Annotated in this window: 25 protein-coding genes and 1 pseudogene; 2 read left to right on the forward strand and 24 right to left on the reverse strand. The window is 59.8% G+C overall.

What is annotated here, in order from left to right:
- Nucleotides 1-100: 100 nt before the first annotated feature.
- Both ELS24_RS31645 and ELS24_RS31135 read left to right on the forward strand, forming a co-directional pair.
- A pseudogene (locus ELS24_RS31645) lies at nucleotides 101-445 on the forward strand (glycosyltransferase); the annotation flags it as partial.
- A 39-nt stretch (nucleotides 446-484) separates the two neighbouring features.
- Nucleotides 485-1,138, forward strand: a complete 654-nt coding sequence (locus tag ELS24_RS31135) for a glycosyltransferase family 4 protein (protein WP_240669431.1) — start codon at nucleotides 485-487, stop codon at nucleotides 1,136-1,138.
- Nucleotides 1,139-2,406: 1,268 nt separating this feature from the next.
- On the opposite strand, the gene mobF is transcribed toward ELS24_RS31135, so the two are convergent.
- The 24 genes from mobF to ELS24_RS02570 form a co-directional block, all read right to left on the reverse strand.
- Nucleotides 2,407-5,283, reverse strand: coding sequence for a MobF family relaxase (gene mobF / locus ELS24_RS02460; protein WP_127183309.1), 2,877 nt, complete (start codon nucleotides 5,281-5,283; stop codon nucleotides 2,407-2,409).
- A 56-nt stretch (nucleotides 5,284-5,339) separates the two neighbouring features.
- The gene (locus tag ELS24_RS02465; protein ID WP_127183310.1) at nucleotides 5,340-6,968 is read right to left on the reverse strand and encodes a type IV secretion system DNA-binding domain-containing protein; all 1,629 of its coding nucleotides are present in this window, start codon (nucleotides 6,966-6,968) and stop codon (nucleotides 5,340-5,342) included.
- A gap of 479 nt (nucleotides 6,969-7,447) precedes the next feature.
- The gene (gene stbB, locus ELS24_RS02470; RefSeq protein ID WP_127183311.1) at nucleotides 7,448-8,155 is read right to left on the reverse strand and encodes a StbB family protein; all 708 of its coding nucleotides are present in this window, start codon (nucleotides 8,153-8,155) and stop codon (nucleotides 7,448-7,450) included.
- Nucleotides 8,156-8,164: 9 nt separating this feature from the next.
- Nucleotides 8,165-8,584, reverse strand: a complete 420-nt coding sequence (locus ELS24_RS02475) for a hypothetical protein (protein ID WP_127183312.1) — start codon at nucleotides 8,582-8,584, stop codon at nucleotides 8,165-8,167.
- Nucleotides 8,585-9,274: 690 nt separating this feature from the next.
- Nucleotides 9,275-10,321: a helix-turn-helix domain-containing protein gene (locus tag ELS24_RS02480; RefSeq protein WP_127183313.1), complete on the reverse strand. Its 1,047-nt coding sequence runs from the start codon at nucleotides 10,319-10,321 to the stop codon at nucleotides 9,275-9,277.
- Nucleotides 10,322-10,385: 64 nt separating this feature from the next.
- A complete protein-coding gene (locus ELS24_RS02485) occupies nucleotides 10,386-10,655 on the reverse strand; it encodes a hypothetical protein (protein WP_127183314.1) in 270 nt (89 codons plus the stop codon).
- A gap of 64 nt (nucleotides 10,656-10,719) precedes the next feature.
- Complete coding sequence (locus ELS24_RS02490; protein WP_127183315.1) at nucleotides 10,720-10,953, reverse strand: hypothetical protein; 234 nt, start codon at nucleotides 10,951-10,953, stop codon at nucleotides 10,720-10,722.
- Nucleotides 10,950-11,969 (reverse strand): P-type DNA transfer ATPase VirB11, encoded by a 1,020-nt coding sequence (gene virB11, locus ELS24_RS02495; protein WP_127183316.1) that lies wholly within the window; start codon nucleotides 11,967-11,969, stop codon nucleotides 10,950-10,952. Before virB11 ends, ELS24_RS02490 begins: the two co-directional genes overlap by 4 nt.
- A 118-nt stretch (nucleotides 11,970-12,087) precedes the next feature.
- On the reverse strand, nucleotides 12,088-13,257 hold the full coding sequence (virB10, locus tag ELS24_RS02500; protein WP_127183317.1) for a type IV secretion system protein VirB10: 1,170 nt from the start codon (nucleotides 13,255-13,257) through the stop codon (nucleotides 12,088-12,090).
- Nucleotides 13,254-14,072, reverse strand: coding sequence for a TrbG/VirB9 family P-type conjugative transfer protein (locus ELS24_RS02505; RefSeq protein WP_127183318.1), 819 nt, complete (start codon nucleotides 14,070-14,072; stop codon nucleotides 13,254-13,256). The genes virB10 and ELS24_RS02505 overlap by 4 nt, the downstream gene beginning before the upstream one ends.
- Nucleotides 14,069-14,656 (reverse strand): hypothetical protein, encoded by a 588-nt coding sequence (locus tag ELS24_RS02510; protein ID WP_127183319.1) that lies wholly within the window; start codon nucleotides 14,654-14,656, stop codon nucleotides 14,069-14,071. Before ELS24_RS02510 ends, ELS24_RS02505 begins: the two co-directional genes overlap by 4 nt.
- 5 nt (nucleotides 14,657-14,661) lie before the next feature.
- A complete protein-coding gene (locus ELS24_RS02515; RefSeq protein ID WP_127183320.1) occupies nucleotides 14,662-15,357 on the reverse strand; it encodes a virB8 family protein in 696 nt (231 codons plus the stop codon).
- A gap of 628 nt (nucleotides 15,358-15,985) precedes the next feature.
- Nucleotides 15,986-16,879 carry a type IV secretion system protein gene (locus ELS24_RS02520; RefSeq protein ID WP_127183321.1) on the reverse strand — a complete coding sequence of 298 codons (894 nt, stop codon included), beginning with the start codon at nucleotides 16,877-16,879 and terminating at the stop codon, nucleotides 15,986-15,988.
- The gene (gene virB5 / locus ELS24_RS02525) at nucleotides 16,879-17,628 is read right to left on the reverse strand and encodes a P-type DNA transfer protein VirB5 (RefSeq protein ID WP_127183322.1); all 750 of its coding nucleotides are present in this window, start codon (nucleotides 17,626-17,628) and stop codon (nucleotides 16,879-16,881) included. Before virB5 ends, ELS24_RS02520 begins: the two co-directional genes overlap by 1 nt.
- A gap of 2 nt (nucleotides 17,629-17,630) precedes the next feature.
- Nucleotides 17,631-18,350, reverse strand: a complete 720-nt coding sequence (locus ELS24_RS31140) for a hypothetical protein (RefSeq protein WP_240669432.1) — start codon at nucleotides 18,348-18,350, stop codon at nucleotides 17,631-17,633.
- Nucleotides 18,311-20,089, reverse strand: a complete 1,779-nt coding sequence (locus tag ELS24_RS02530) for a hypothetical protein (RefSeq protein WP_240669433.1) — start codon at nucleotides 20,087-20,089, stop codon at nucleotides 18,311-18,313. The genes ELS24_RS31140 and ELS24_RS02530 overlap by 40 nt, the downstream gene beginning before the upstream one ends.
- Nucleotides 20,086-20,526, reverse strand: a complete 441-nt coding sequence (locus ELS24_RS31580) for a VirB3 family type IV secretion system protein (RefSeq protein ID WP_342672805.1) — start codon at nucleotides 20,524-20,526, stop codon at nucleotides 20,086-20,088. The genes ELS24_RS02530 and ELS24_RS31580 overlap by 4 nt, the downstream gene beginning before the upstream one ends.
- Complete coding sequence (locus ELS24_RS02540) at nucleotides 20,486-20,815, reverse strand: TrbC/VirB2 family protein (protein WP_127183324.1); 330 nt, start codon at nucleotides 20,813-20,815, stop codon at nucleotides 20,486-20,488. Before ELS24_RS02540 ends, ELS24_RS31580 begins: the two co-directional genes overlap by 41 nt.
- Before the next feature lie 110 nt (nucleotides 20,816-20,925).
- A complete protein-coding gene (locus tag ELS24_RS02545; protein WP_127183325.1) occupies nucleotides 20,926-21,591 on the reverse strand; it encodes a lytic transglycosylase domain-containing protein in 666 nt (221 codons plus the stop codon).
- Nucleotides 21,592-21,594: 3 nt separating this feature from the next.
- A complete protein-coding gene (locus ELS24_RS02550) occupies nucleotides 21,595-22,161 on the reverse strand; it encodes a TrbM/KikA/MpfK family conjugal transfer protein (protein ID WP_127183326.1) in 567 nt (188 codons plus the stop codon).
- A 73-nt stretch (nucleotides 22,162-22,234) separates the two neighbouring features.
- On the reverse strand, nucleotides 22,235-23,065 hold the full coding sequence (locus ELS24_RS02555) for a hypothetical protein (RefSeq protein ID WP_127183327.1): 831 nt from the start codon (nucleotides 23,063-23,065) through the stop codon (nucleotides 22,235-22,237).
- Between the two features lie 60 nt (nucleotides 23,066-23,125).
- Nucleotides 23,126-23,854, reverse strand: a complete 729-nt coding sequence (locus ELS24_RS02560; protein WP_127183328.1) for a hypothetical protein — start codon at nucleotides 23,852-23,854, stop codon at nucleotides 23,126-23,128.
- A 221-nt stretch (nucleotides 23,855-24,075) separates the two neighbouring features.
- Complete coding sequence (locus ELS24_RS31650) at nucleotides 24,076-24,402, reverse strand: prepilin-type N-terminal cleavage/methylation domain-containing protein (RefSeq protein WP_127183329.1); 327 nt, start codon at nucleotides 24,400-24,402, stop codon at nucleotides 24,076-24,078.
- Between the two features lie 66 nt (nucleotides 24,403-24,468).
- On the reverse strand, nucleotides 24,469-25,092 hold the full coding sequence (locus tag ELS24_RS02570; protein ID WP_127183330.1) for a type II secretion system protein: 624 nt from the start codon (nucleotides 25,090-25,092) through the stop codon (nucleotides 24,469-24,471).
- Between the last annotated feature and the right edge of the window lie 61 nt (nucleotides 25,093-25,153).

Genomic DNA, 25,153 nt, shown 5'->3' on the forward strand with positions numbered 1-25,153 from the left:
ACCGGACGTTTGAATAATGCCTCGCCTGCGAATTCTGCACGTCAACCTGAGCTCCAGCTTTGGAGGGCGAGAGCTACGAGTCCTGAACGAGATGCTGGCCATGCGCGAGCGAGGGCATCGACTGGAGATCGCTTGTTCTGCGAGGTCTGAGCTAGAGCGTAGGTCAACTAGGCATGGCTTTACGACGCACTCCGTTGAGATGAGCGGGTTGTTCGCGGCAGCATGTGCGCCGCTCCGAATATTGGCAATACTGCACGCCGGTGATTTCGAGATTATTAACACTCATTCAGTTTCGGATGACCTACGCACCGGGCTTTTGGGGCGATTTGTTAAGACGTGCTTGTTGGTTCGGACCCATCACCGAGAAGAGCGGCGTCGGCTGCCAAAATTTTACGAAAGTGCGAGTGATCATGTCATAACCGTCAGTGACTACCTAAGACGTCGGTACCTTGACCGAGGCTTTCCGACCCATCGAGCGATGGCAGTGCCAACGAGCCTAGATGTCGCTGGTGCCTTTCCAGAGTCTGCTTCAACTCGATTGGCGCTAGGCCTGCCCGACTCAGCGATCATTGTTGGCAGCATGGCGGATGAGCGAGACGGAAACGGCCTACTCCTCCTTGTCGAGGCGATGCGTCCGCTGATAGAAATGCGTCCTGATGTTCATTTGGTGCTGGCGGGACTGGATGGGGCTCGCCTGAATTTGATAAAGCGGCGAGCCTTGGATATCGGACTGAAGGGAAGGGTTCACTTTGCAAACCGCGCGCTGCCCGATGATAGGTTGATTGAAACGTTTGATATCTATGCTGTGACGCCTGAAATCGACGTCGAGGGATCTGCATTTATTCGCGCGTCCGCATCTGGCCTGCCTGTTGTCGGTACCGCGGTAGGTTGCATCCCAGAGGTTATTAAAAATGGTGTCTCAGGATATGTTGTGTTGGCTTCCGATGTATTGATTCTTCGATCGGTGCTCGGAAAGTTGATTGAGGACGATGGCTTGCGACGCCGTCTTGGAAGGGGGGGATACCAACGGTTTCAGCGTCACGGAAAATTTGGTACGGCTAGAACGGCCGAGGTTTTGGAGCATGCCTACCTTGGATGGCTGAAGGCTGGGGAGCAAAGGGCGGGCGAAGGTATTTGATTGCCTACCGAGAGTCGTTGTGCGGTTCTAGTTCTTAGTGCGCCTATCGACCCGCGCAACGCTAGCTTCACGTACACGAGTTGGCCCAACAGTTCCATGAATGTCTGGGTGACTATGAAGCCCGGCACAATTGGTATCGCGATGGGCATGGCTAGGCCAAGAGATAAGACCACGAGAGTGTTGTGCGTTGCGGTGCTGAACGCCACAGCCAGTTTTGGCTTCGACGGTAGGCGTAGCATTGCGGCGCCAGCGCAATCGAGTGCATGCGCGACGACGGCATAGGCCAGATACGCCGGGGCGATCCACCAGGCGGCGCGGCCTGCCAGCCCGAGTTCAGGCAGGGATTAGCCCAACGCAAAAAAAATGGGCCGCGTATGCGGCCCATCCGGACGTCTCTACTTCTGACTGTCCTGTGATTCATCCCTGCGATCTAGCAGGTCACGCAACGGTATGCGGAACGGTCGACCATTGGAACGGCGAATCACACGACCATTTTTTAGCCGGATGGTCATCCGGTAAATCACGTTGGCATCTGACATTGTCAGCTCCTTTGAAGGCGGGGGTAACCCACCTGGGCGATACGTCCACCCAATTCGGAGCGTTGACAACTCTACTTGACCGGAATTACGATCAAGTTTCCAAAGCGCTATCAACGCACCAAGATGCCTGTCTCAGGGTTACCCCCGAAATATGAGATGGGCATTTTCGCGGCCCCCGAATTTCCTAGATTCGGGGGCCGCTACCTTTTGGGCGGCCGGTTTAGGGCTTCCCTCAAAGCGTGAAGCCATTCTATGGCAAAAGCCGTCCCCCGGGCAAGAAAAAGCTGAAGAGCAGTCGAAACCCACCCCTCAGACGCTCCAGGAGGCCCGTAGGGAGCATTTCGGGCCCGCGGACCGCTGCGGCCTCGCCCGGGCAGCTGAAGGCCTTCAGTGGCCTCAGGATGCGATTTGCGGGGTTCTCCAATTCGCCAGCTGGCTCTTGCGCTGGCCGTAAAAAACCCAATCGTGCCGGGGGTTCAATGATGATGGGCAGAGGAGGCGCCACATCCGATTCCCCTTGAATATGTCCGCGATTGGCTTTGACCGGCGCACTTGTTGGGGCCTTACGACGAGTCATTGACAGGAAACAATCGTGGTTGTTGTGTATTTGCAACAAGTGTTCTAATTGTTGCACCTCACTGCATTTAAGCCCTAATTAGTTTCGCTTCCCCGCCAATCAGCTCAGAAACTATTCAGACTGAGGAAGCCCCCCGCGTGCCACCCCGCACTTCAAGTTCCCAGTTGAAGCTTTTCGCCTATTTCCACCCGCCTCCAAGGCCGCTGGGTTTCTAGGCCAATATCCAGAGCGGCTGTCTTTTCTTCAAGCCGGTCCACCGCACCATGCAGTTTGCTGGAGTTGTCTGTGAAGATCTCCGTGCGGTAGCGCGCCCGGGAGATCGCTACGTAGTAGACGTCTCGCTGCGTCGTGCGCGAAAAACTCTCGGAATTAATCAGCGCACGATCACACGTCAGTCCCTGCGCGCTATGGCTTGTGGACGCGTAGGCACGGTCTAGATGCAGGGGCGCTGTTGCCGCGTCCATCGTGATTCGGCGGCCCCTTCCGCCGATGGTGACTGTTGTGGGTGTGACAGCAAGCACTTCAAACCGATCACCGTTGGCCAGATCGAGCGTCGCATTGTGTCTGGTGACCCGAACCCAATCCCCGGCTGATAATTCCGCTTCGACGGGTTCGTATACAGAGAGCTTAGCCGCGCGAGCAGGATTGAAGGCTGTCTTGACCTTGCTCTCAATATGCTCGACAACCAAGTCGTTTGGCTTTCCGGAAAGTGTACCGACGACGCGGTACATCTCTCCCTGCCGTAGGTTGCCGGCTCTGTAGTCCCTTTCGGGCTGCACAACATCACCAGCGATGAAATACTTGGCCACTCGTCGCTCTGCCTGAGTAGTGTCCCGGCGGGTAAGCAGATTGAATCCAAAGCCGCGGCCGCTCAGCCCGAGAGCTTGGTGAGTAGCCTCATTTAACGCGTTGCGCGAATCGTTCGTGCCAGTCACGATGAGCGTTTCCCGGCGTTCGTCGTCGTTGAGCCCCGCGTATCGCGTCGCTATCGCGCCATAGCGTTCGCCATCATCCTTGATGGTGTGCACCGCTCTCAGCTGCGCATCCAAAACGCCCAGGGACGCTGACGCCTGTCCCTTGGCGGCTAGCTCTACAGCAGCCTTCAATTCAGGCGACTTTTGACGGATGATGTCTCCCATTTGCGCGGTGGCCATGCCAGCTACCTGCAACTGGTGGAACGGACGGCCGGCCTCGATGGCCTTGGTTTGGCCCGTGTCGCCCAGCATGACGATGCGAGCGCCGTCAGCCTCAGCCATCTTCATCAGTCGTTCCATGAGACGGGCTGGAACCACGCCTGCCTCATCGATGACCAGAAGGGTTTTCGGGTCGAGCTTGAAGCGGTCTTTCTGACGTGCCTCCAGAATAGACGCCACGGTCCTGGCTTCCATCCCAAGTTCTCGCAAGGCCTCGATCTGCTTCCCATAGGAGGCAACGGCCTGCACCTTGTAGCCCGCCGTTTCCGCAGCCTCCTTCACTTGGGCCAGCATGTGCGACTTTCCGGTTCCTGCTAAGCCTTGGACGCCAATGAATCGGTGCGGCGTGCTCAGGATTAGGTTCGCAGCCGCCAACTGACCCGGCTTGAGAGAACGACCGGCCATAGCACTTTGGGCTGCTTTGATATCCAGGATGGGCGCGACCTGGTCGCGCCCCTCGCGCTCAATCTGAAGGATTCGCTTTTCACGCTCCCGTGCCACCTGGGTGGTGTACCTTGCGCCGGTCGGAACAAGTTCGCCACGAGCTATGGAAATGCGGGTTTTCTCGTCTGCATGCTTCTTGCTCATCCCGTCGGCGACTAGGGTGGCCACCAAATCCGACCTGGAGGCGCCGGCCCCGTCTTTGTCCTTTGCGTGGCGAAATTGAATCGTCCCTAAGATGAGATGGCCTTTATCCAGTGAGCGCTTGACGGCCGATTTAAGATCGCCCAGCTTGATGCCCATCCCGTGTGAGCGATACAGGGCAGTTTTCAGCATCTCCTTACCGTCCATTACGGACTCTCGTTCCGTGTGGTGTTTGATCGCCCATCGAAGGCATTCGTCGGAAATGAGCGCGGCTGCCTCTGGCGTAAGTTCGCGTCGGGGTTTAACGCCAGCTTCTCGTCCACGGTCCTTGCCGTGATCGAGCGGCCGCTTCCCGCTGTCGAACTCGATCCCCAGTTCGACGGCTTGGCGTTCCCAATCTCGCTGAAGCTCCTCGCGTGAGATTTCGGGCGTCTTGTCTAGGCGAGTTTTGAGGGCGATTGTTTGCTTGAGTGCGCGGCTTGCAGTCTCTCGCGTTTGCCCCATTTCGGCCAGTTCGGCATTGATATCCTGCGAACGCTTCGAGAATCCTTCGATGTGATCTCGGGAAATATGGGAAAGCTCGAAACTCTTGCCTTCGTAGCGGACCTGATGACCCGCCTTTTCCAGACCGCTCGCTAATTCAGCGTGGTACACCGATTCCATCATGGACTTCAGTCGATAGATTTCGTCGTTCGATATGGCGACCCAGCGCCCATCAGCGCGCTGGGTAAGGTTCATCAGCAGCGCATGTGTGTGAAGTTGAGGATCCGAGTAGGCACCGTCCGTTGGCCTGGCAGTCTCATGCCGGAACTTTGCGACCACCGCGTTGCCTGTGCGCTCCGTAGTCGTAATCCCGTTTTCAGTTTGGCGCGCGCGTAAGAGTTCATGTTCTAAGAACTCCAGAGCCTTGGTGACTGCGTAATCGTGAGCCTCGATAACCGAAGGGTCCTTGCCGGCCAGCGCTTGAATGCTGACGCTCTTGGGCGGAGAGAATGTCATATCCAGTGCCGCACGCGCCTCAGCATCCAGCCTGATAGATCGCGATAGTTTGACGTCTGGACCAAAGTCACCGCGCAGCGCACGCAGAAATTCCTCTTGCTGAACCGCGCCGGTAAGTCCGAGCGCGTCGGCCGCCTTGCCTTGCCATTGCGCGGCCGTGCCATCGCGACTGTAGTAATCGTCTTTCTGGTCCGCGTAGTAGTGCGACGCCTTTGTGGCGGCGCTCCGATGGATCGATTTCAAAGAGATCATTGGATTTTCGAGGCGAGCAGAGCCGCCATGGATGATGGCGGCCCTGCGTGAAATGGTTATGTGGCCATGGTGGGGTCTTCGGGCAGGCCGACCTGGGTCCAAGGCTGCGGCTGGGAAACATCCCCGCGCGCGACCTGGTGTGCTGTCTTGCGCTTGGCCTCAACAAAGGGTGCATTGCGGATGGCGAAGTTGCGAGCCTCGAGCACGAACTTAGCGATCGGCCGATCTCCCGAGAACGCAATCCAGCCCGTTAGGTCGGGAAGGGTCTGGACTTGAGCCGGAGTTACGACTCGCTCCGTAGTGCGCACCAAGCGCTCGCTGGTGTTCCGTGCGCTACCGGGGTTGCGGCTGTCCGTGTATTCGGGCCGAGCTACCTCATGTTCTCCTAAAGCCAGAGACATCGCTTCGGCGGTTTCAGAATCTGTCTTCGATCCGCCCAGGACTACTAATGAGCGGAAGCTCGCGCGCAACGTCGTCGCCTGTTCCTTGCCATAGATGTCAGTAAGTTGCGAGACTGACTGGAGGCCAGCGATAACCCGAACCCCATGCTTTCGTCCTTTGGTGAGAACGTCCTGCAACGAGGCTAGCTTCTCCAGTGATGCGAGTTCGTCCAAATCCATCCACCACGGGATGGCTTCTCCTTCCGGCAATGACAGGACAGATGAGCCAAATACGTCCACCCAGGCAGACACGAGTGGTTTCATGGCCTCCTTCATATCCTCGCGCCAGGTGATGAACAGCGAGCCAGAACCGTTCTCCATCCAGTCACGAATACTGAACCTTCCATCCGGCATGCTCATGTGCTCAGCCAGATACTTCGAAAGAACGAAGCGAGCACTGGTCAACGCTTTGCTGGCCTCAGTAGAGCCAGCGAACAAGGATTCGGCCAACGTCCCGGCGAGGAACGTTCGTAGGTCCTTGTCTGACGCAATTGTGGTCCATCGGAATAGCTCCTCAACGGACGGCGTCCCTAGTTCGTAGAGTTTTCGAGCAGTTTCCCGCATCAGCAAGCGCCCGTATCCATTCCACTCCTCGGCATTCGCGTCCTTGCCCAATGGAACGATGGAGAGAGCGAGGCGCTTCCAGTCATAGTCCGCACGAACTTCATTGAAGAACGACCATCCCTCCGTCCGCTCGTCATACGGGTTCAAGATCACATCTCCCGCCTGACCAAACGTGCTGTAAAAGGTGCCGTTAGGGTCTACGATGATTGAGCGATCCGCGCGCTTGAGCGTGGAGAGCAGCGTGCCGCGCAACAGCACGGTTTTCCCGCTGCCAGTGGCTCCACCTATCAGGAGGTGAAGGTTCTCGATCGCGGTGGGCATAGGCACGCCTGCGACATCGATCTGCTGCTTTCCCCGCTCGGTGCATAGTTTGCGAAGCGCTTTGATCGGCACCGCTTCTGTGCCGCGGATGTGGATTTTGTAGCCCGCGCCGTCGAACCCGGCTTTGGTCGCGTGCCGTTTGAGTGTGAGCGCCAATGCAAGGGCGATCACGAAGCCGATGATCGGAGCTGCGACTAGAGGCGTGTAGTCTGGCGTAGAGACGACCCAGTGGGAAAGCACCAGCCAGGTGATGTGTGAGAAGGGAATGCCTGACATGAACTTGGCCGTTAGAAGCCAGGCAGAAAGGGGCAAGAACAAGAGGACGAACTTGATAATTCGCCGGCGTATGTCGGGTGCCATGAAAGTCCTTGTGAGATGGCGGCGGTGCGATTAGGCGCCGCTGTATTGCCTCGTGGATGTGTACTAAGCTCGAAGGCATAGCGCCACTACTGCTGCGCCTAATCCGCTCCCAATGAAAGCCGAAATTGCGCAGAGCAACCCAGCGCGCCACGCAGCAGCCGGCAGCGCTTTTGTGGCGACGCGTGTTGCGATACGAGCGTCAGTGGCCGATTTTCCGAGCGTTCGACTTGCTTCTAACAGGGCCCGCGCCGCGTTGCCGCTCGCGTGCGTGGCCGCGTCTAAGCCGGCTTGACGCACCATGGCCGGAACCGCCTGCATCCTGTCCGCGATTTCTTGTTGACGGACAGTCAGCTGCTCCATCATCGCAACAAGCTGAGCGCTCTCTTGCAACATGTCGCGAAACAAAAGCTCCATCTTGCTGCGTGGTATGGCCGAGGATGCTGCTGGTGGCGTATTCGGTTGGGTTGACACAGAACCTCCTACATGAAGAGGGCGGCGAATGCCTTGTCCAGTTGGCGGTCTACGGGTCGTGCCAACGACTGCAACGCGTGCATGTCGCTCAGGTGGCTGATGAGCTTTTGGTCGTTGCGATCCGCTTCACGTAGCTCCTGCCGGTAGTTGCGCGTATCGCGAAGGATGTCGGCAATCGTCGTGCGCTTGTTGGCCAAGAGATCGAACACCTCATTCTCGAGTATCGCCGCGTCGGGGTTAGCGACGAAAGATCGTGCTTGTCGGGCATACCCAAAGATCGGTGCGAATTCCTCTTGTACGCTGGAATCCACTCGGTTGAAGAGCACCCGCACGCGGTCGGCAGGTACGCCCATCTGCTCAAGCGCCAAGATTGTCTTGATAGTCTCGCGCTGAGCTTTACCCGACGTGACGACCGGCAAGACGTAGTAGTCGATTTCCAAGTGCGCCTCGTCGTACTTCACGAGTTCAGCTAGGAAGTCCTCGATATTGGAGGCGCCCACGTCGACGATCGCGGCCTGGGCGGTGAGCAGCTTGCGGAAAAGACGACCGAACTGCCCGCCCCGAAGCTGTTCGACATCAAGACCGAGGTCGGCCGCGCTTTCGTTGGTCGACTCAACTGCGATGATTTCGGCATCGGGAACGCGAGGCGCGAGGAGGTGGCTGGTGGTGATGGTTTTTCCGACGGAGCCAGAGTAGTTAACGGTGGCGATTTTCATACTGTTTTCCTATTTTCTTCGGCCGAGCTCGGCCAATTCGTTGAGGTCAATGTGGTCGGACAAATCGCGAAGCCGTTTCAAGTCGGCCTTGCTGGTGATTGCTGCCAATCCCGTTTCGGGGCGGGGTATGAGGACCGCAGAAAACTGCGTTGTGGCCGGGGGAGGTTGATGCGAGACGGCCGCGTGGATACCGGCCAATGCGGCTGAGCGGCGCCGCCACCGCGACAGCGACTTGCGCAGCGCCACGGCCGTGATGGGGATACCGGCCTCGGTCAAGGTGTTGGCCAGCAGCTGCTGGCGGACACCTCGGCCGCAAAGGTCGTGGATGACGGGCATGAGCGCGAGCAGACGTGCTCGTCGGTCTCGCTGTGCGATATCGAGCAGGAGTTGTTCAATTGCATCGGATGTGTGATCGATTGATGAGGTCATAGTTGACGTGGCTGGCGGCCTGTGGCTCGTCTTGCTGGAGACCGGGCTTGATGGGAGGGGGGGCCTCGCCCGGTAACGGGCGTGGGGGAACCCTTGAGGTTCCCCTGGGGGGTCGGAAGCGCGGACGCCCTTGGGCGTCCGGCCAGGGGGCAGCTGCCCCCGCGCTTTGGGGTCTATGGTTCCCCGCCCGGCGGCGGTACGCAGTCGGGAAGGGGACGCACCTTCTTTGGCGTTCGCCTGGGTACGTTGTGCGCTTGAGCGTTAGCTGCCGTGGCCAGCCTTCGTGGCGGCTTGTGGCGGGGATGGTGGTGCGCATGGCGTTGCGTGCCTGGAAGGCCGCCAACGCCCTCGGGGGGTACCGATTGTTCCCCCCGGCCGGCGGCGCGGCGCGCCGGCGGAGAGGGGGGACTTTTCCTATGGGTTTCAGGCCGGCGCCGCAGGCGGCGGGGCGGAGGGAGCGGAGCGACCGGAGGGTAGGCGGATCGGTCTTCGCGATGAGCCAGCGCCTCGCGCACGACTCTCTCTAAAACCTATAAAACCTATATATACCTATTAGGTACCGTTTTCGGTACTGGCAAAAAGCCGTTTTCGGTACTGGCGAACGGACAAATTGGGACGGGCAAAAGCACTTTTCGGGCTAGGCCCAAAAATGGGACTGGTCCCGATATCGGGCCAGGCTGTGGACAACTTCTAGAGGGACGGCACGAGCCCGGCGGCGACAAATACGCGCGCCTTGAAATTGGGCGGCGGCTCGTTCGGAGCTTGTTCAACGCCTAGCTTCTTGCCCGTGGCCACGATGCCGGTCCAACTGTCCTGCCATGCCGCGCCCGCCGACTGCACCGGCTCCCGCTCTCGGAAAACCCAAAGCCGCCATGACTCGAACCAATCGGGCGACATGCCCAGCTCCCCGGGCCTGGAACGCATGTAGGCGCTGAAGGTGGCGGCCATGGCGTCGATCTTCTCGTGCGTCCAAAGCGGTCGCTGCTCCTGCGTCCAACTTCGCCACCGTTCCGGCAGCGCCCATGTTGTTGGAAGCCTGGTGGGGCCAGTGCCGGCACCGCGCGCTTCGGACTGGCGCTTTCGGCCCTTTCGCTTGGCTCCCCTGAGGGCCTTGCTGGCAGGCAGGTGCCCTGCGCCAGGGGATGTTGGAAGGCATGCTGCGGCGCTAGGACTCGTTGCTTCGGTTGATGCGCCCGCTGAATGAAAACTTCCGTCCGCCCCGCCGCAGTGCGGCAAAGAGGTGTCCCCATCGGGGAGAGACAGCGACTTGTCCACAGCGGCTCCATCCTGCTCTGACGGCTCGCTTTGGTCGGCAGGCGTCCCGCTGTCGCTGCCTGGAGCTGCCGAGGGCGCATTTCCATCCTCTGCCTCAGAGCGGTCCTGCAGCGCGAGATCCTGCTGCGCTGCCTGCGATTCGCCGCCGGCGACGGCGCCGGGGGGCGCGAGGTCGACCAGGGGGACCGCATTTGGGCACAAGCGATAAATGATGCTGCTGCGGTTGTCGCCTGCACGCCGCCCGGTATCCCGGATCGCGCCCAGATCGCGAAGGCGGCCGAGGGCTTCGATGACTGTCTTGCGATTCAAATGGGTGACCTTGGCCAAGTAGTCGATCGATGCGAAAACCGTCCAGTGCTCGGAATCGTAACGAACGAGCTGTGCCAGGTTCAGCAACACGAGCTTGGATGAGGATTTCTGGACGTCGGCCATTCTGGCCCATTTGGATGCTTCGACGCTCATGTTCGCCCCTTGCGTTGCTGCGAGTTATTGCCGGGTAAAGGATCTTGCCGGTACAGCGTGCTGGTCACGAGTCCGTCTCCAGTGATTCAGCGATGGTGCGACGTGCCCGCAGGGGCAGGCCGTGTGCTTCATAGAACTCGCGGCGGGCCATTAGCCACGCCTTGTAGGGCCAGGCGCGGCGCTCACCCCAGGGGTAGGCGTCTTTGATGGCCTGGTGGGTTTGTTCGGCGCTGAGGCCTTCTGCGCGGCAGCGTTCGAAGACGCTTTGCATGATCTTGTAGGCCATGCGGGTGCGTGCTTCCTGCGCGCCGCGTTTGCGGTTCGCTCGGGTCATGGAAGTCTCCGGGAGGAATTGACGGTGGGACGCTGTGGTCGGCCGCCGGCGGCCAAATTTGGATTTACAGCCGCTCTTGTCGTTCGTTGGCTTGGATCGCGTCCATCAATCCGTCTACAAGCTGATGCATGTCGGCAGTGGTAAGGGGTGCGGATCCAATCGGCACGCCAAGCATGTCACGGCACTCCATGGAAAGAAGTGCAGTTTTCCCCTTGCTGCATTCGTGCCGGAGCCGCAGAACACCTGGCAGTCCTGCCGGCGATATGACCAGAAGTTCGACGTCTACAAGCGTGCTCATTGCACGCGCCCAGGGTTGAAATAGACCTGCGTCAGCTTGTAGTCGGCGAAGTACAGCGAGATATCGAGCGTGGAAAACAGGTAGCGCCGAATGGTGTCGATATCCATCTGGTTTCCGGCTGCCGACTGCTTTACTAGCAGAGCGACGCGTTCGAACGTATCGCGCGCACTGTTGGCGTGCGTGGTCGTGACAGACCCAGGATGGCCTGTGTTGAGCGCGTTCAGGTAATCCCATGCTTCAGGACCGCGCAGTTCGGATAGGAAGATCCGATCGGGCGAGCTGCGCATGGCGGCCTCAATGCACTCTGTGGCCGACATCCGGCCAGCACCTTTGCCGTAGATCATGTGCACGCGATTGTGATGGTTAGGCAGAAAGAGTTCGTGCACGTCTTCGATGGTCAGGAGGCGTTCGAGGAACGGCACACAGTCGATGAGACTGCGTGCGAACGTTGTTTTTCCTGAGCCGGTCTTGCCCGCGACAATGATGTTGCGGCATTGAAGGACAGCTCGTCGTAGAAACTGAAGGATGTCCCCTGCCTTCATGAGGTCGACCAGTTCCTTGTCGTGGTCGGTCAGATTGTCGGTGCTCCCCTTGGGGCCGCTCTCATCGACCCAATTGGCGAACGCTCCTTCGGCGGCCAGTTCGTCCAGGTTCTTCACAACGCTGCTGTGCTTGCGAATGTTGATCGAAAGCATGCCGTCGATCACGGCAGGGGGCTGCGCCACCTGCGCTCGCTCGCCGTCGGGCAGCAGCAACGACATGATCGGCGTGAAATTGACGTTGTTGTAGCTGGCCATGGCGGACACCAGCGCCTCCAGAAAGCTGAAGGTCAGCTTCGGATCGTGGCGTTCGTGCCATTTCCCTTTAGAACGCGTAAAGATTACGCCAGGTCGGGTGATGGTGATCTCCCGGACGGCGTCATCTGCCAGGTAGCCGGAGAGAGGGCGCATCATCTGACGCAACGCGGTGTCGCGGCCGCCCGAGTCGACGGGCGATGTGCTGGAAGAGTCTTTCATAGGATGCCTATTCCATGGGGTAGGCCCGCCGAAACACATATTCGGTCGGGCCTGGCATTGGGTTGAATCGAAGGCGTCGGCCGGAAGAACGGCGATCGCGGTTCAGCCATGCGCGCAGCTAGCGGGCGACGGACCTGAGCGAGTAAACCGAACTGAAATCCAGATCGCGAGCGACATAGATTCCCAATCTGCCGCCCTGGTTGCGATAGAGCGTCGGCGGGATGTTGATGGTGTTATCCAGCACCGTGGTCACTGCGTTGGTAGCCGCATCGCCAGTGGTGTTGAATTGCACCTGACCGTTGTCGCTGCTGCCTCGTGAGGTGGCCCACGTGCCCAGATCGCTGATCAAGCTAACCATGATTGCCCCGCCAAACCGCTCAGCGAAGTGCGTGTCGATGAAGCCGTCTAGGCCTGCTTCGCCCAGGGGGCCTGTACCTGGGGAGTCCAGATGGATAACGACGCCCTTGGGGGTTTCCAGTCGTGACCATACGACACCGACACGTGGCTGGCCTTGTGCCAGCACGCCTTGCTGATAGCCGATGAATCGCGTCCCTTTGTCGATCAGGACCACGCGGCCGCTGGTTGAGCGGATATCGTGCGGCGCATAGCAGGCGAGCATGCCTGCCTGCGCGGTGACGAGCTTAGTTTCCTGCACGCAATCAATCATCGAACCTTGAGTGATCAACATGTCCCGATTGCCAATCAGTCCGGCGCGAGACGCTGAGAGCTTCATCGGGGTGAGCTTGCTGGCCATCGGCCCGCTATCTGCTTCCCGCGGCTGCTGCTGCGAAGGCGCCTCCTGGTTTGAGGACTGACCGCCCTCTCCCTTTGTGGACCGCAGCCCGCTCGCCAAGCGCCGCTGCATGATGGGGTCGACTACAACGGCTTCAGCCAGATTGGACAGAGCATCCTTCTGTTCAGGTTGGCGTGCCGGGCCCGGGTCTGTCGGCGCACCAAGTAACGGTTCCTGGGGCGCCGCCGGCGGCGGTGGCGGCGGATCGGGCCTGAGCTTTAGACCGGGAAGCACGTTCTCGATCTTGGCTTGCATCGCGGGTGCGGCTTCTTCGGCGGCGGGCGTGTTGAACACTCGCCAACCCATCGTGCCGATCACCATGCACGCCATCAGGGTTAGAAGCCACATAAAGGCTTTGGCGCCTTGCTGCATGGGCTTGGCAGTGCCCGAAAGGTCCGGGCGGCCGCGGCCTTCGATATGCGCCTGATAGTCCTCGATCTCAGCCACAGCGTCAATGATTTGACGGGGCTTTTTTCGCCTTTTGAAAAGTCTCATGGCGCTGTTTCCTCACGAACGACACGCTCGACCTGCGGCGAGACGGTTCCGGTGGCCAGGCTACGTGCAACAGGCGGTCCGTCGTTGTGAATCGCCAAGACCTGGTTGCCCATACGCAAGTGCCAGCGCTTGGCGACCCGGTGGAGCACAACGGTCTGCTCGTCCTCCATATGCCGATTCACAATCACCTCCTGGCCGTCCGTGTCTACGAAATAGATCGCGGGCAGGTCCTGACCAGGCGCGAACCGAATCCACGTTTGTGCGCCGTCATCCCATGCGGCGGTCGGCGCCAAGCTGGTATCGCCGCTCATCGAATAGGCCTGCCAATTGATCGCGACGTCGGCGGTGGCCAGATCGCGCTGCACGCGCTCACTTTCTTGCTGCGCCGCAGACTTCGCCTGCTCGAGCTCGGGATACCGCAGCACCACGCGAAAGACGCCGCCGCTCTTACGCGCCTTTTCATATTTCAGCAGGAACGAGTAGTTCCGCTTGGTGGTGATGTAGAGCAAGTTGGTATCCGCTTGCTCGACGATGGGCTTGAGCAAGAGGTGCTTGCCCACCTGCTGGAAGTCGTACGCGGCCGAGTCGCCAAAGGCATGGGTCACATAGTCCTCATCTTCATTGAGCTGAATCTGGGTCGCAACTCCTAAGGTGGTGTCGACCTGAATGACGTCGGCGGCGTCATAGTCTGTCCAGCGGATTCGCTGATCCTTGGGCGAAGCGGCAGGTCGGTCAAGCGACCAGGCCGGCGCTGCGGCCGCGCAAAGCGCGACCGACAGCACCGCCACGGCCAAAGGCCTGAAGCGGATGTTCATCGGGCGTGTCCCATCTCGAGGTCGCTCTCACGTTGCCGCGCCGACTGGTGCGTATGTTGATGGTCCATCCCCATCTCCGCCTGCTTGTCATGGTCAGCGTCGCGCACCAGGCCCACGCCGCCTACCGCCTTGAAGGGGTAGCTGATGGCGAGCGCCTCTTCCTTGCCGCTCATCTCAAAGGACCGGTTCAGCGTGTTGCGGGCATGGACGATGAGGTCCCCCGTTTCGTTGTCACGCTGGATCAAGCAGTTTGGCGTTGTGCCCACGATCGGACCCTTGTATTCGCGTCCATCTTCCGGCTGACGAATCTGCCGGTCTTGCTCGCCGTACAGCTCTACCGGCCGGCGCGCCTCACGGATGCGCTCTTCAAAGTGCTTCCCGATACGATCGGCAGCCAAGACAGGCGTGGGAAGGCGAAGGTTCGCGTCCTTGTGCAGATGGTCCTTGCAGAGGCGCGCTGCGCCGTAGAGATCGCTCTTCGCGTACCGTTCGATGTCGCGCAGCAGTGCCGTGCGCTCTGCGTTGCTCATGCGTCCTGCATTTTCGAGGCGGCGGGCGAGTTCGTTGATTTGTGCTTTTTGCATGACGATTACCTCAGCGTTTCGACAGCGGTCGAGTAGGAAATGACTTGAAAGCCCAGGGGGTTGTCACGAATCACGCTTTCCGACATCGGTGCGTTGACAAACCTGTAGGCGATGGTGGCGATAAATTGCTCACTGTTGGGTGAGCGCTGTGGGCCCATCTCGCTGCGCGTGAACCGGACCGTAGCGGTCTGGTTGGGTCCCGGAGTGATCGACCGGACGTTGATGACCAGGCGGGTATGTTCCCCATACTTTTTGTCCAGAGCTTCACGGCCGGTCTTGGCGTCGTCTTCAAACTTGGCGTGGTACTGCTGCTGCACATCCGGCGAGCTGAACAGCCCGCAGCGGTCGTACATGTTTTGCAGGGTGCGCCAGTCGTAGCCTTCGCACGACAACACGTACTGAGTGACGAAGTAGCGCGCGATCCGAGGGCCATAGTCCTCCTGTGCGTCGCCGAGCTGGGATACGTTTTCGACCTCACCTGTCGCATCGTTGACGCGCACTACGTAGGGTGGCTGGGGCGTGTAGCTCAGCAACAGTGAGGCCAGGGCGCCGACCGCCAAGAACGCCAGCACAAATGCGCCTACTGCGACGCGCCATGCTTTTGATCTGGAGGAAAGGATCTCCGTCAGGAAGTCCTGGTCTAGGCTGCGGTTTCGGTCCAGCTCTTGCTGGAGCGAAAGCTTCGGGTCTTCAAAGGACATGTTGGTCCTCCGATTGCCGAACGAGATGATGGGGCCGCACGTTTCGTACGGGCGTGAAGGTGCGTGCCGCGGCAAGCGCGGGCAGAAATGCGTGCTTCATCGGTTCTCCGAAGAGACTAGGGGATTTGAATCAGACGGCGCTGGCTAGTACGCAGCGCAATAAGAAAGGCACAGCGATTGCTGTGCCCTGTGCTTTAAATACTAAGGTGTCGGCGGGCCGGAGGCCAACGACAGATATGCCGAGTCAATCCTGGCTAGTGTTGCGTCTCCATTCGGCAATCCTGTTTTCGTGCAATTGGCGTTCATGCTCTCTCTGCCAATTCGAACGCCTGTCGTCGCGTCCACCTTTTGGTGTGGCCATACCCATGCCCAACAGCTGCACGGGCCATTGGAAGCACAGGTACCAGATGGGCCGCAGAATCCAAGTCCACGTCGCCTTCGCTAGGCTCATCCATTGGAAGGCGGAAATCGGCTGTTCTGGGGCAACGCCGGGCGGTGCAGATAACGGCACGTCATTGCCCAGCAAGGGGTTCTGAGAAAGGGCCTTCCCCAGCGGCTTCAACGGATCCATCTTAATCCTCGCGATTATTAGTGCTTGTCAGGGAGGACGGCTATTAGAGATTCAATGTTAGCCAATCTTCCCAACGAAGGGAACTGAAATCCCGCTTCCACTGCCGCCTCCGCTTATCTTAGTGGCAACTACGGAAACCTGTTCTAGCATGAATTTTGAACACATCATGAAGAATACAATCGCAGTGAGCATGGAGAAAATATTGATCTGGTCTGCCTTTGTTAGATCAATCAAGCCTTGTTGCAACATACCGAACATTCCCATGATGAACATGAAAACCACCATGAAAAGGCCGGCATAGATGGCATAGTAGACAGCCTGACCTAACCACGCTTTGAAGAAGTCCTTTGTTTGGTCAAACAGCAGTGCCAATATGCAAAGCGGTCCTAGTACGACGACTAAGCCCATCCCAACTTTTACCGTGATCAGCACTAGCATCCCGATCGCGCTCATGACCGCTGAGATAATGGTGATGATGACCGAGACAACCACAAACACAAAGGCCTGCGCGATTTTCTTTAGACCGCTCGGTGCGCGCTCCTGCAACCGTGTGCCAATCTCTGCGCCATTGTTCGCTGCGTCGTCCATCATTTCGGATGGGGTTTTGACGGTGCCCGTGAACAGCTGAGCCACCGAGGTGGGTAAGTCGAGCATCACACCGACAATCTGCTGTTGGTACAGTCCATTTGCGCTGGCGACGCTCACGATGATTGCAATATTGACGACACGCCGACACGCATGGAGGACCGGAGTTTGAATGGCGCCCGAGCAAATTAACCACCCGTACCAGACCAGCGCGACGGACAAAGAAACGGACACGAACGGCAATAGCTTGGCGGTGACGGACGCGACCATCGGCGTGATGACGCTAGTTAGCATCTTGGTCACCGACTGGTCGATCCAGTTCGCGATCCCGCCAAGACTGGCCAGACTGACCGCGGTGGTGGCCATTATCTCGCTCCAGGAAGCGGCGCGCGGATTGCACCAAGGCTGAAAGAGCTATCGGCAAGCTTTTCGGCTTGCTGCTCCATCAGGGCCTGCTCGGCTTCAATCTGGCGGGTAAGTATGTCGGCCCGAGTTTGGTCGGCCTGGATGTTCGCCTGCTCGACCAACAGACGGGCTTGCAGGTCTGCGATGGCCTTCGGATCCTGGGCCTGATTGATCTTGGCCTGGAGCTGATCCACCTGTTTGACACGGGCGGTCATCGCCTTCTGGGTCTGCTCCATCATCGCCTGACTGCGGATCGCGAGCTTGTCGGCGCGGGCGTCCAGGTTCTTTTTGTCTTGTTCGTAGTTGCCAGTTAACCGTTCCTCGCGCTCAATGCGCTCCACAACGTCCGAGATTCCACCCAGACCACCGTTGGAGGCGCGAAGAATATCCCGGGCGTCGGCCGGCAGCGCATCGCGAATCGCCGGGTTGTTCAGGATATCGCCGAGGTTACGCGTGCCCGTGAGCGCTTCGAGCTGCCGTTTCTGGCTTTCAAGCTGGTCCCTGAGGACGGCGATCTGTTCAGCGTACTTTGCCAGCGTTTCGACGTGCTTGAGAGCGCGATCCATGATGCTCGCGGCGTCCACGACCGGGATGCCACTCGCGTGGACAGGCGTCAGTGAGTTGGAGAGAAGGACGGCGGCCAAGAATGCGGTAAGCCGTGCGCGTCCGGCATGGTTCGGGCGGTGGTTGGGGGTGTGCGTCTGGGACATTATCAGCTCCTTGTCGCCTCTTGGGCGAGCTTGAGGTAGTGGGGCAGCCAGAGGGCGGGGTCGTCACCATGCTTGGCAACTGCCGCTTCGGCAATTTCGGCCAGGTCTTCGGATCCGGAGAAAACCAGTAACGACTCGGGGCATGAGGACAGATCTAGTTCGGCGGTGACGGCGGAATCGCCTTGCTTGATCACGAACTGGCGACCAAACGCCGGCAGATCCTTGACCATCTTGAATACAGCCGGGGGAAGCTTGAACCCATCGATGTACTCCTCGGCCGTCGCCTTCGGGTTCTCGAGAAAAATGGCAGTCGCCGACTGTTGAATGAGCGATCGACCAACAGGATTCTCAAGGATCGCTGCGGGCTCTTGCGTCGCGAAGACGAGTACGCCGTTTTTCTTGCGAACTGTCCGGCTTGCGTCCTGCATGGCATCCTGGAAGTACTGCACCTTCAGAGGATGCTGCACCTCGTCGAAGAACATCGCCATGCGCCGTCCGTCCATCATCTGGTCGGTCCGATAGAGCAAGTAGGTAATTGCGGCGTCACGGATCGGACCTTGGTCGAGGAATTCCGTCAGATCGAATCCGAAGAGGTTGTTTACGGCGAGGTCCAGCTCGTCCTTCGGGTTATCGAATAGCCAGCCGTTCTCACTTCCGGCACACCAGCGCTTGAGACGGTCCTTCAGGCTGAGCTGGCCGTCGGGTGCCGGAGCCGAAGGCACGAACTGGAGCAGGGTTGAGAGACAACGGCTATCCAGGTCGATGTGGGTGACGAGATGGTCGATTGCTTCAGCAATCTGCTTCTGTTCGGAACTGCTGGGGGATCGTCTCCCCTCGCGGCCAGCTGCCGGGTCATGCTTGCCATGAAGGCGACGTTTGATGCGTTGGGAGGCAATTGCAGATAGTTCCAGCCGGTCGCTTCGCCCAAGCGCAGCGTGAAGTACTTCCCTCGATTCGCCATGACGGTGACTTGCATGCCCCTGTCCTTGTCGAACACCACGCCGGTATAGTTGAACTTGCGCGCTTGAGTAATAAAGTGCCCTAACATTGCAGTCTTTCCCGCACCCGATTGCCCGATGATTGATGTGTTGCCCAGCCGGCGTTTGCCCGTCTCGTCAACGTCATGGAGCGAAGCATGAAAGTTCAGGTAGTACGGCGTACCTCCCGTTGTCTTGAGCATGGTGACAGCAGGCCCCCAAGGATTGCCGGCTGGCTTTCCGAAGAGGTAGTTGTGCATCGAGGAGAAGCTCAAGAAGTTCAGCGAGGTAATCGGCGCCGGGCGAGGGCGCCATTTCCAGTTGCCCGGTAACTGGGCGGCCCACGCGGCCAAAGATGAGCGATCACACAGCCGACCGATGATCTCTTCGTCAGCCAGTGCACCGCTGATACTCGCAGCAGCCCGTAGGGCGCCCTCGCTGTCTTCGCCGAACACCTGGATTGTGGCGTGGTGATCACCCATGATGAAGCGACCCGCCGCCAGTTCGTCGCGGGCCTTTCTCAGATCTTCGATCTGGGACGCCGAGTAGTCGCCAGAGTCTTCCAGCCACTTGATCTGGCGTGAAAGCGCCTTCAGCCCATCGGGCTTGGACATCGCACCAAAAGACTGCGACAGCACAAACTCATGTGGCTGGTTGAGCAGGCAGTTCAGATGGCCAGCTCTGGTGTTGTTGGAGTATTCCCGCATTTCCAGCATCACGTAGCGGCGCGTCCAGTCAGGCCCCCGCATCTCGCCGAGTTCGCCATGTGTGGAGAAGAACTGACGGCTCGTGGGCAGATAGTTGTATAGGCGCGCGTTCACCAGCGGCACAGGCTGCATCTTGCCGTTGAGCAGAAAGCCCAGGAATTCGGCCGGTTCCGAAAACCGCGATTTCCGGCGGGGACCCATCTCGCCGCCCAGGTCGGCCGTAGATTCCCGCTCGACAATGGATAGCAGTTCCGGCGAATAGCGCTTGAGCGACCCGCGAAGCTTGCGGTTGACGTCATCGAGCTGCTCAATCGCCTGGTTCTGCCAGGCTAGCGCCGAGCGCGCGGTGCGCTTTTCGAAGTTTGACAGCAAGCGCAAGGCGGGGTCGATCTGCGCACGCATGATCACGGTCAGGTACATCTCGTTGATCATCGGCGGCTTGCCGGCGAAGACTTTCCGGTAGGCCGCATCGTGATCGCGCGAGAAGGCGTCCGGATAGTCGCTTTCGGGATACTCGAAGACCCTTCGGCGGACAAGGTGCGACCAAATTCCGAATCCCGTTGGAAACCCCCGGAACGTGTTGTTCAGTTCCTCGACCCAGCGGTAGTGCTCCTCATCGCTGTAGCCTTGAAAGGTGCGTCCGTCGATTCGCCAGACCGAAAGGTATTCCCAGTTGCGGGTCGCGATGATGGTGGGCGTGACGTGGTGGGAGTAGGGAACGTACGTGCTAACCGCCGGCTCGTACGCCGGCAGCGCGACGATGGATTGCTGTTTCATCGGTCGTGAACTCCGAGCCAGCGGGCCCATGGGCGCCGCCGGCTGTAGGGTGTTGGAGTGAGGGATATCGCGCCCCAAAAGCGCTTGTTCTTAGCCAAGAACTTGGTCTTGACCCAAAGCTCCCAGATCCAGAAGGCGCGGTCATCATGGCGGCTCAGAATGGCCATCACCGGATAAAGGACGGGAAAGAGTAGCCAGCCCCACAGCGTGAATGAGGCGGCGGTGACGGTCACAAAGACCAGTCCAGCAAATGCCCGTGTGGGCACTCCCCCGGGGACGGTGGCGACGCGGGTGGCACCCTTGAAAAGGGGAAAGCGGTTGGGTGGCACTTCTGACCCCACCGCGACTGGGGCGGCTGTAGGGGGGCTTTGGCCTTTTGCTTGGACGAGGTGGCCATCAACCGAAGACCAGCTTGATGATGCCGCCAGCGATGGCACCGGAAAAGACGATACCCACCGCCCATTGATAGGCGGTCTCCTTGCGAATCACATCGAACGAGTAAAGGATGCCGATGATGCCGGCGGAAACAAGACCAATGACAGGAATGATGAGCCACAGCCAATCTTTGATCTTCTGCACGGTAGTGGTGGCCTTCTCGAACTGCGCCATCGCCAGTTCCGGTTGCAGCAGGAGGAGCACGGCAAGGGTCGCGTATGCCAGGGCGACAAGCGTGTGGCGGCTCTTGGGCTGCGAGTCGGCAGGGGACATATTCGATGCTGCGGTCATTTTGAAACTCCAAGGGGTGACGCCACCCGGCCGATGGGCGGGGCGGCATTCGTTTGAGGTAGATGAGAGGGGCGGTGTTTAGCGGCTAAACACCGGCGAGGGGTGCGCTTCTACTGCGCCGGCAGGCGCGAGGAAGGCTTTGGGATAGGCCTACCGAATGTGGCATCTGGGCGCGGCTCGAATGCGTCTTTGCGAGGCGCCACGAAAGCGTCGTTGCGGGGCTTCTGAAAGGCATCGGGTTTGGACGACTTCGGCAGCGGTTGGGTACGCGTCTTCGTGTCAGCATTGGCGGGCGCGCCGCCCTCCTTCACGATGGCCGGTACCGCCAGGCCAGCGCCGGCGATGACCTTGCCGACATACCCATTCCTGAAGCCCGAGGTCAGGTTGCCCGTGTTGTAGCAGCTGAATGCCGCATATAGAGCGTTCTGTCCAGGGCCGTGCAGCTTGGCGGCTCGCTTGTAGCAATCGACGAGGACGCGCTGGGCAGATGCGAGGTTGACGCACGGGTCGAAGACGCTCTCGGGCGTGACACCGAGCCACTTCCAGTTCCGCACGTTGATCTGGCCGTAGCCGACGTCGAAGTCCACACCTTTAGCCATCAGATCGCGCACCGCCTGGACTGCCTCCTCTTTGGACTTCGGGCGGATGCTTACATGGGGCTTGGCGTTGACGCCAATGGCCAGAGGATTGAATGCGGACTCGTGACGGACCACAGCGCTGAGCGTACTGATGTGCACGTCGGGCGCACACTGCCTCGCGAGGGTAGGGAAGTCCATCAGTCAATTCCCCACCATGCCGAAGCCAGGCCCCTTGCCGTTCTGCTCGCGCTCTTTGCGTTCTGCAAGCGCCTTTTCGTACTTGGCAAGCTCGTGTTGGTAGTCCCGTGGCTCCACCCAGTAACCGCCGTAGGCGGGCGTGCCAACGTAAAGCGGTAGACCATCGTCAAAGGCTGTGTATTCATGTGACGTGTAAACGTTGCAATAGCCCGGGCGTTTGTCGCTGATGATGAGGCTGCCGTCGTCGTTGCCGCCGCGCCAGGTGCGAAGCGCGACGTTCAACGCTGCGGCGTCGCACCGGCCGGCACCTTGGGAAATGGCGCGGACTAAGTCGCTCATCTCCTTGGAGTCTCCCGATGCAGGGCATAGCGAAAGAAAATCGCGTCGGGCTTCCAGCGTGTCGGATAGCTTCTTCATGTTGATGCCGAAGTATCGCGACAGGGACGGCGCACACTCGCTGGGCCGGGTGCCGCTGGACAAGCAAAGAATGGCCTCGCATGCCAGGCGCTTGTCGCCTTCCATAACGTCACCGACGTCGAAGCTGGTCGCTCCATCGGCGTGTGCCGGCATGCAAAACGGCCCGAGCGTCACGGCCAGCAGTAGGAACAGGTGTCGGAGGGGTCGCATATTTGTTCTCCCGAAATTAGTTGCAGATGCCGTAGTTGCCGACATCGATGAGCTGGCCACGCAAGCGTGTTTCAGTCGTGACCGTGCATCCGCTGACCGAAGTGATGTTGACGATCCGCGTCGCGCTCTGGCAGATGTCCGCGTCTCCGCCGCTTCCTGTGTCGCAACTGCCGAATAAGGTGGCAGTTCGGTTTCCATTGGAAAGCTCGCAATGACCAGAAGCGCCCTTGTTTACGGATGCGCCGGGCGGCATGAGCTGACCCATCCATGCGCGTGAGGTGTCCCCTGACGTCGTGCCGGATGCGAAGATGCAGTTAAGTTCGGCGGTGGGGCGATAGATGGTCGCCCCAAACATCGTGCCGTAGTTGACTTGCATCTGTGCGGCGATCGCTCCACCAAGGCTATTGGGGAACGTCTCGCCCGTCTCGTTGCCACGGGCTTTCGCGATCACGACATCGAGTACGCCGCCGGCGCGGGATGCCGTGCAACCGTCTTGCCATGGCCCCCATCCCTCGTAGGCCACATCGCTCGCGTTGGCTTGTAGAACGTAGTAGGTCCGGTAGCGGACTTGACTGCCGGTGTACCCGGCTGGGCACTGCGAATATTCCGTTTGCGTTTGCGGGACTCGGCAGCCGCCGTATGTCGTGTGCCAGGAGTAGCCCCCAGCGCAGCCACCTGGTGGCATCGGGGCGCTTTGGTCGACGCGCACGACCATCGTGTTGAGGTCGGTCTGCAATTGGACGTCGGCCTGGTTGGCGGTGGATGCGTGGCCGCCCGTGGGCAAGAGCAGCGCGAAGAGCAGGGCGAGCAAAGCCCCGCTCTTTCCCCGCGTGGGAGGAAGGAACATGGATATCTCCGATAGATTTGCCGCTCGTTATGCGGCCTGGGGAAAGACCTGCTGGAGGAGCTAGCTTTTGCAGCCTTGGATCACCGAGGCGCGGGCGCCCATGTCTGGGGGTGAAATCACGACGCGGTCACCGGCGATGCTGGCGCGCTGCGCCATACGGACGTAGCTATTTCCAGAGTTCTGAAATGAGCCACTGAAGGAACCGCCGACCGAAACGGCACCAGCGGCGTTGACGTAGCCTGAGCCTTGGATGCTCCCGCCGATCGCGCCACCGATATTGATGTCGCTGCCGCGCGCTGTAGCGTCGAGCGCCTGTAGCGCGACCTGCCTCCAGGGCGAGAGCCCTGCCGGGCATGTTACAGCCGGAATCGCGGCGTCGTTGGGAAGATCACCATACGTGCCAGTGATGACGTGGCCAGTCTGGGCGAACCACACGCCACCGGTGCAAACTGCAAGCTGCTTGTTTGCAGTAGAAGCGTACAACCCCTCCGGGGCGCACGCCTCGCCCGGTGCAACGGCCGTGTTGAGCAGTAGGCCCGTGTTGGTCTGAATCGCACCGGCCACCGTAAGGGAGTTGTTGAACGTGACAGCTCGGGTTTCACCGTGGCGGACAAATTGACCGAATGGCGTGGCACTCAAGCCTGCGGCCAGGACGGCGTGGCCATCCTCTGCTCCGAAGTCGAACCAGCCGCGCGGAATGTTCATAAGCGGGCCACGCACATTGGTGCCGCCGTTGGCGTCATGACCACCATATCCTTCGGACGCTGCCATCACCTTGCCGAGCAGCACTTGATTGAACCGCGCAGCCTTGCCGGTCGGGGCGGTGCAGGTGTCATTGAGTCGACGGCTCCGCACATCGCTGATCGGTTGGCAGGTATATACGTAGGCGCCCGTTCGGCAGTCGTCACCGGGGCATGCTCCTTCGCGGACAAGGATGAAACGGGCGGTTTCGCCGAGGGATGGGAAGCGGGGCGTGCTAGGTGGTAGCAGGCCGAGTGCTGCAAGATCCGCTACGCCACCTCGCGCGACCTGTGCTCCCGGGGCAGCGACCCAGCTAAGTGCGGGCGGCGGGGGGTAGGTGCCTGCCGGGGCGCTAGCGATATTCTCGCCGCGCAGCCACGCTTCGTGCTTAACCTGGAGGTCCACAACTGCACCGCGAAGTTGCGCAAGGTAACGGCCGGTGGATTCCGCAGCGGTCGCGTCAACTTGCCGCTTAAGCGACGGCCCCCCAGGACAATGGCGAGCGTAACCAGCGCGATCACTACCATCAGTTCGATAAGCGTGAAGCCGGCCTGGCGGGGTAGTGATCGAGGCACGTAAACGTCAAAAGGACACATGGCAGCTTCGTCATCAATGCAATGCCAGGCGAGGTAGCGCCACGCCCGGATTGCGGGTTTACGGATTCATCGCGTGGCGAAGACGAAGGTATTGTTGTCACCCTTCACGCAAAGATCTTGAGCTGTGACCGCATTGAAGGACCCCGGCTCGTTGTTCGTGCCTAGCGTTTTCGCGGCGGTTCCATTCACGCTGATTGTCTCGGCTACCGAGTTCAACGTGGTGGCAAGACCTGGGCACGCCCGGTGGTTCACGTTGGTCAATGTCAGCCCGAAGCCGCTTCCGGCAGCACCCCCGCCGAGGGCCACGGGGCCGATGGTGATCGTGCCACTCGAGCCCGCACCTGAGCCGCCCAGTCGGTGCGCCACCGTGGCGCCGTTCACTTTGAATACTGAAGACTCGGCCATTGCTGGCGCAAGATTCGATGCGTTGCTGATGGCTGCGTAGGGCGTGACGGAGTCGCCCTCGCCCAGCAAGCGAGTCGCGGTCATGAAGCGTTGAAGTTCAGCAGATGCCGGACCGACGCGGGCTTGAACAAAGATGCCTTTGATTGCCGGCATGCTGATAATCACCAGGAAGCCGATGAGCGCGATCACGGCGATCACTTCTGCAATGGTGTAGCCGCCTTGGCGAAGGCGCTGCCGTGCCGCGTGGCTCTTGAAGGTTCGAGCTTGTTTGGGAAATTGGTTCATTTTGAATTCCAGGGTTTAACTCTGAAGTAACGGGCCGCCATTGCGGCACGGGCTTGCGTGA

Origin of the sequence: Achromobacter spanius (assembly GCF_003994415.1) — a bacterium.
Classification (GTDB): Bacteria; Pseudomonadota; Gammaproteobacteria; order Burkholderiales; family Burkholderiaceae_B; genus Achromobacter; species Achromobacter spanius_C.

Coding starts and splice junctions, on each gene's coding strand:
- mobF (WP_127183309.1), bottom strand. CDS start 5,283: ATGATCTCTTTGAAATCGATCCATCGGAGCGCCGCCACAAAGGCGTCG.
- ELS24_RS02465 (WP_127183310.1), bottom strand. CDS start 6,968: ATGGCACCCGACATACGCCGGCGAATTATCAAGTTCGTCCTCTTGTTC.
- stbB (WP_127183311.1), bottom strand. CDS start 8,155: ATGAAAATCGCCACCGTTAACTACTCTGGCTCCGTCGGAAAAACCATC.
- ELS24_RS02475 (WP_127183312.1), bottom strand. CDS start 8,584: ATGACCTCATCAATCGATCACACATCCGATGCAATTGAACAACTCCTG.
- ELS24_RS02480 (WP_127183313.1), bottom strand. CDS start 10,321: ATGAGCGTCGAAGCATCCAAATGGGCCAGAATGGCCGACGTCCAGAAA.
- ELS24_RS02485 (WP_127183314.1), bottom strand. CDS start 10,655: ATGACCCGAGCGAACCGCAAACGCGGCGCGCAGGAAGCACGCACCCGC.
- ELS24_RS02490 (WP_127183315.1), bottom strand. CDS start 10,953: ATGAGCACGCTTGTAGACGTCGAACTTCTGGTCATATCGCCGGCAGGA.
- virB11 (WP_127183316.1), bottom strand. CDS start 11,969: ATGAAAGACTCTTCCAGCACATCGCCCGTCGACTCGGGCGGCCGCGAC.
- virB10 (WP_127183317.1), bottom strand. CDS start 13,257: ATGAGACTTTTCAAAAGGCGAAAAAAGCCCCGTCAAATCATTGACGCT.
- ELS24_RS02505 (WP_127183318.1), bottom strand. CDS start 14,072: ATGAACATCCGCTTCAGGCCTTTGGCCGTGGCGGTGCTGTCGGTCGCG.
- ELS24_RS02510 (WP_127183319.1), bottom strand. CDS start 14,656: ATGCAAAAAGCACAAATCAACGAACTCGCCCGCCGCCTCGAAAATGCA.
- ELS24_RS02515 (WP_127183320.1), bottom strand. CDS start 15,357: ATGTCCTTTGAAGACCCGAAGCTTTCGCTCCAGCAAGAGCTGGACCGA.
- ELS24_RS02520 (WP_127183321.1), bottom strand. CDS start 16,879: ATGGCCACCACCGCGGTCAGTCTGGCCAGTCTTGGCGGGATCGCGAAC.
- virB5 (WP_127183322.1), bottom strand. CDS start 17,628: ATGTCCCAGACGCACACCCCCAACCACCGCCCGAACCATGCCGGACGC.
- ELS24_RS02530 (WP_240669433.1), bottom strand. CDS start 20,089: ATGAAACAGCAATCCATCGTCGCGCTGCCGGCGTACGAGCCGGCGGTT.
- ELS24_RS02540 (WP_127183324.1), bottom strand. CDS start 20,815: ATGACCGCAGCATCGAATATGTCCCCTGCCGACTCGCAGCCCAAGAGC.
- ELS24_RS02545 (WP_127183325.1), bottom strand. CDS start 21,591: ATGGACTTCCCTACCCTCGCGAGGCAGTGTGCGCCCGACGTGCACATC.
- ELS24_RS02550 (WP_127183326.1), bottom strand. CDS start 22,161: ATGCCGGCACACGCCGATGGAGCGACCAGCTTCGACGTCGGTGACGTT.
- ELS24_RS02555 (WP_127183327.1), bottom strand. CDS start 23,065: ATGTTCCTTCCTCCCACGCGGGGAAAGAGCGGGGCTTTGCTCGCCCTG.
- ELS24_RS31650 (WP_127183329.1), bottom strand. CDS start 24,402: ATGTGTCCTTTTGACGTTTACGTGCCTCGATCACTACCCCGCCAGGCC.
- ELS24_RS02570 (WP_127183330.1), bottom strand. CDS start 25,092: ATGAACCAATTTCCCAAACAAGCTCGAACCTTCAAGAGCCACGCGGCA.